At 56.9% G+C, this 5217-nt stretch carries 2 rRNA genes; both read right to left on the bottom strand.

The features are described 5' to 3' along the window. Nucleotides 1-21: 21 nt before the first annotated feature. A 23S ribosomal RNA gene (locus tag ACIRU3_RS47220) occupies nt 22-3139 on the bottom strand. A 299-nt stretch (nt 3140-3438) separates the two neighbouring features. Next, nucleotides 3439-4964: ribosomal RNA gene (locus ACIRU3_RS47215) — 16S ribosomal RNA — on the bottom strand. The 16S and 23S rRNA genes sit together here, the layout of an rRNA operon. Nucleotides 4965-5217 lie beyond the last annotated feature (253 nt).

The raw sequence follows: 5217 nt of genomic DNA, 5'->3' as shown, positions 1-5217 counted from the left end.
ACACAGTGAACGCGAGCATCAATGGACAAGCCCTCGGCCTATTAGTACCAGTCAACTCCACCCGTTACCAGGCTTCCATATCTGGCCTATCAACCCAGTCGTCTACTGGGAGCCTTACCCTCTCAAGGAGGTGGGAATACTCATCTCGAAGCAGGCTTCCCGCTTAGATGCTTTCAGCGGTTATCCCTCCCGAACGTAGCCAACCAGCCATGCCCTTGGCAGAACAACTGGCACACCAGAGGTTCGTCCGTCCCGGTCCTCTCGTACTAGGGACAGCCCTTCTCAATATTCCTACGCGCACAGCGGATAGGGACCGAACTGTCTCACGACGTTCTAAACCCAGCTCGCGTACCGCTTTAATGGGCGAACAGCCCAACCCTTGGGACCGACTCCAGCCCCAGGATGCGACGAGCCGACATCGAGGTGCCAAACCATCCCGTCGATATGGACTCTTGGGGAAGATCAGCCTGTTATCCCCGGGGTACCTTTTATCCGTTGAGCGACGGCGCTTCCACAAGCCACCGCCGGATCACTAGTCCCGACTTTCGTCCCTGCTCGACCCGTCGGTCTCACAGTCAAGCTCCCTTGTGCACTTACACTCAACACCTGATTGCCAACCAGGCTGAGGGAACCTTTGGGCGCCTCCGTTACTCTTTAGGAGGCAACCGCCCCAGTTAAACTACCCATCAGACACTGTCCCTGATCCGGATCACGGACCGAGGTTAGACATCCAGCACGACCAGACTGGTATTTCAACGACGACTCCACAACCACTGGCGTGGCCGCTTCAAAGTCTCCCAGCTATCCTACACAAGCCGAACCGAACACCAATATCAAACTGTAGTAAAGGTCCCGGGGTCTTTCCGTCCTGCTGCGCGAAACGAGCATCTTTACTCGTAGTGCAATTTCACCGGGCCTATGGTTGAGACAGTCGAGAAGTCGTTACGCCATTCGTGCAGGTCGGAACTTACCCGACAAGGAATTTCGCTACCTTAGGATGGTTATAGTTACCACCGCCGTTTACTGGCGCTTAAGTTCTCAGCTTCGCCCCACCGAAATGGAGCTAACCGGTCCCCTTAACGTTCCAGCACCGGGCAGGCGTCAGTCCGTATACATCGCCTTACGGCTTCGCACGGACCTGTGTTTTTAGTAAACAGTCGCTTCTCGCTGGTCTCTGCGGCCACCCCCAGCTCACGGAGTAAATCCGATCACCAGACGTGGCCCCCCTTCTCCCGAAGTTACGGGGGCATTTTGCCGAGTTCCTTAACCATAGTTCACCCGAACGCCTCGGTATTCTCTACCTGACCACCTGAGTCGGTTTAGGGTACGGGCCGCCATGAAACTCGCTAGAGGCTTTTCTCGACAGCATAGGATCATCCACTTCGCCACAATCGGCTCGGCATCAGGTCTCAGCCACACGTACGACGGATTTACCTATCGCACGGCCTACACCCTTACCCCGGGACAACCACCGCCCGGGATGGACTACCTTCCTGCGTCACCCCATCACTCACCTACTAACCGCTTGGTCCGGCGGCTCCACCACTTTCCTTTCCCCGAAGGGTCCGGAACGGCTTCACGGCCTTAGCATCACGATGCTCGATGTTTGACGCTTCACAGCGGGTACCGGAATATCAACCGGTTATCCATCGACTACGCCTGTCGGCCTCGCCTTAGGTCCCGACTTACCCTGGGCAGATCAGCTTGACCCAGGAACCCTTAGTCAATCGGCGCAAACGTTTCTCACGTTTGTATCGCTACTCATGCCTGCATTCTCACTCGTGAACCGTCCACAACTACCTTCCGGTGCTGCTTCACCCGGCACACGACGCTCCCCTACCCATCCATACAGGCGTTGGCCCTATTGTATGAATGACACGACTTCGGCGGTACGCTTGAGCCCCGCTACATTGTCGGCGCGGAATCACTAGACCAGTGAGCTATTACGCACTCTTTCAAGGGTGGCTGCTTCTAAGCCAACCTCCTGGTTGTCTGTGCGACTCCACATCCTTTCCCACTTAGCGTACGCTTAGGGGCCTTAGTCGATGCTCTGGGCTGTTTCCCTCTCGACCATGGAGCTTATCCCCCACAGTCTCACTGCCGCGCTCTCACTTACCGGCATTCGGAGTTTGGCTAAGGTCAGTAACCCGGTAGGGCCCATCGCCTATCCAGTGCTCTACCTCCGGCAAGAAACACACGACGCTGCACCTAAATGCATTTCGGGGAGAACCAGCTATCACGGAGTTTGATTGGCCTTTCACCCCTAACCACAGGTCATCCCCCAGGTTTTCAACCCTGGTGGGTTCGGTCCTCCACGAAGTCTTACCTCCGCTTCAACCTGCCCATGGCTAGATCACTCCGCTTCGGGTCTTGAGCGTGCTACTGAAACGCCCTGTTCGGACTCGCTTTCGCTACGGCTTCCCCACCCGGGTTAACCTCGCAACACACCGCAAACTCGCAGGCTCATTCTTCAAAAGGCACGCAGTCACGAGATACAGCAAGCTGTATCCGACGCTCCCACGGCTTGTAGGCACACGGTTTCAGGTACTATTTCACTCCCCTCCCGGGGTACTTTTCACCATTCCCTCACGGTACTATCCGCTATCGGTCACCAGGGAATATTTAGGCTTAGCGGGTGGTCCCGCCAGATTCACACGGGATTTCTCGGGCCCCGTGCTACTTGGGTGTCTCTCAAACGAGCCGCTGATGTTTCGACTACGGGGGTCTTACCCTCTACGCCGGACCTTTCGCATGTCCTTCGCCTACATCAACGGTTTCTGACTCGTCCTGTTGCCGGCAGACAACAGAAGAGAGATCCCACAACCCCGTATACGCAACCCCTGCCGGGTCTCACACGCATACGGTTTGGCCTCATCCGGTTTCGCTCGCCACTACTCCCGGAATCACGGTTGTTTTCTCTTCCTGAGGGTACTGAGATGTTTCACTTCCCCTCGTTCCCTCCACACTGCCTATGTGTTCAGCAGCGGGTGACAGCCCATGACGACTGCCGGGTTTCCCCATTCGGAAACCCCCGGATCAAAGCCTGGTTGACGGCTCCCCGGGGACTATCGTGGCCTCCCACGTCCTTCATCGGTTCCTGGTGCCAAGGCATCCACCGTGCGCCCTTAAAAACTTGGCCACAGATGCTCGCGTTCACTGTGCAGTTCTCAAACAACGACCAGCCACCCATCACCCCACTGGAAAACCAGCGAGTTTACTGGGGCCGGCGACTGAGGAAAGTTCGTTCCCTCAGACACCCAACAGCGTGCCCGGCACCCTCGCCCCCTCCTCGTTCCGTTCCACGCCGAAGCAGTACTGGGAAGAGAAGCAGGTCAAGTGCGCCGAATAATCAACGTTCCACCCATGAGCAACCAGCATCAGACATTCGCCGATGTACTGGCCTCTGACCCGGCGAACCGAGTAAGAAGTGCTCCTTAGAAAGGAGGTGATCCAGCCGCACCTTCCGGTACGGCTACCTTGTTACGACTTCGTCCCAATCGCTAGTCCCACCTTCGACAGCTCCCTCCCACAAGGGGTTGGGCCACCGGCTTCGGGTGTTACCAACTTTCGTGACGTGACGGGCGGTGTGTACAAGGCCCGGGAACGTATTCACCGCAGCAATGCTGATCTGCGATTACTAGCAACTCCGACTTCATGGGGTCGAGTTGCAGACCCCAATCCGAACTGAGACCGGCTTTTTGAGATTCGCTCCACCTCACGGTATCGCAGCTCATTGTACCGGCCATTGTAGCACGTGTGCAGCCCAAGACATAAGGGGCATGATGACTTGACGTCGTCCCCACCTTCCTCCGAGTTGACCCCGGCGGTCTCCTGTGAGTCCCCATCACCCCGAAGGGCATGCTGGCAACACAGAACAAGGGTTGCGCTCGTTGCGGGACTTAACCCAACATCTCACGACACGAGCTGACGACAGCCATGCACCACCTGTACACCGACCACAAGGGGGCACCCATCTCTGGATGTTTCCGGTGTATGTCAAGCCTTGGTAAGGTTCTTCGCGTTGCGTCGAATTAAGCCACATGCTCCGCTGCTTGTGCGGGCCCCCGTCAATTCCTTTGAGTTTTAGCCTTGCGGCCGTACTCCCCAGGCGGGGAACTTAATGCGTTAGCTGCGGCACCGACGACGTGGAATGTCGCCAACACCTAGTTCCCACCGTTTACGGCGTGGACTACCAGGGTATCTAATCCTGTTCGCTCCCCACGCTTTCGCTCCTCAGCGTCAGTAATGGCCCAGAGATCCGCCTTCGCCACCGGTGTTCCTCCTGATATCTGCGCATTTCACCGCTACACCAGGAATTCCGATCTCCCCTACCACACTCTAGCTAGCCCGTATCGAATGCAGACCCGGGGTTAAGCCCCGGGCTTTCACACCCGACGTGACAAGCCGCCTACGAGCTCTTTACGCCCAATAATTCCGGACAACGCTTGCGCCCTACGTATTACCGCGGCTGCTGGCACGTAGTTAGCCGGCGCTTCTTCTGCAGGTACCGTCACTTTCGCTTCTTCCCTGCTGAAAGAGGTTTACAACCCGAAGGCCGTCATCCCTCACGCGGCGTCGCTGCATCAGGCTTTCGCCCATTGTGCAATATTCCCCACTGCTGCCTCCCGTAGGAGTCTGGGCCGTGTCTCAGTCCCAGTGTGGCCGGTCGCCCTCTCAGGCCGGCTACCCGTCGTCGCCTTGGTGAGCCACTACCTCACCAACAAGCTGATAGGCCGCGGGCTCATCCTTCACCGCCGGAGCTTTCGACCCTCACAGATGCCTGCGAGAGTGATATCCGGTATTAGACCCCGTTTCCAGGGCTTGTCCCAGAGTGAAGGGCAGATTGCCCACGTGTTACTCACCCGTTCGCCACTAATCCCCACCGAAGTGGTTCATCGTTCGACTTGCATGTGTTAAGCACGCCGCCAGCGTTCGTCCTGAGCCAGGATCAAACTCTCCGTGAATGTTTACTCGGCCAGTAAATTAATACAGCCGGTGCAACACCACGAGAGCGGAACCACCGGAGGAATAATCCGGCGGTTCACAGCGTCCTCGCTGTGTTTTTTCAAAGGAACCTCGACCATCGGAATGTTCCGACGGACGGGGTATCAACATATCTGGCGTTGATTTTTGGCACGCTGTTGAGTTCTCAAGGAACGGTCGCTTCCTTTGTACTCACCCTCTCGGGCTTTCCTCCGGGCTTCCCTTCGGTGTTTC

The organism is Streptomyces sp. NPDC101151, from assembly GCF_044768335.1.
In the GTDB taxonomy this organism is placed as follows: Bacteria; Actinomycetota; Actinomycetes; order Streptomycetales; family Streptomycetaceae; genus Streptomyces.
The sequence above is the reverse complement of the archived record's forward strand: the minus strand, read 5'-3'. Positions and strand labels throughout refer to the sequence as shown.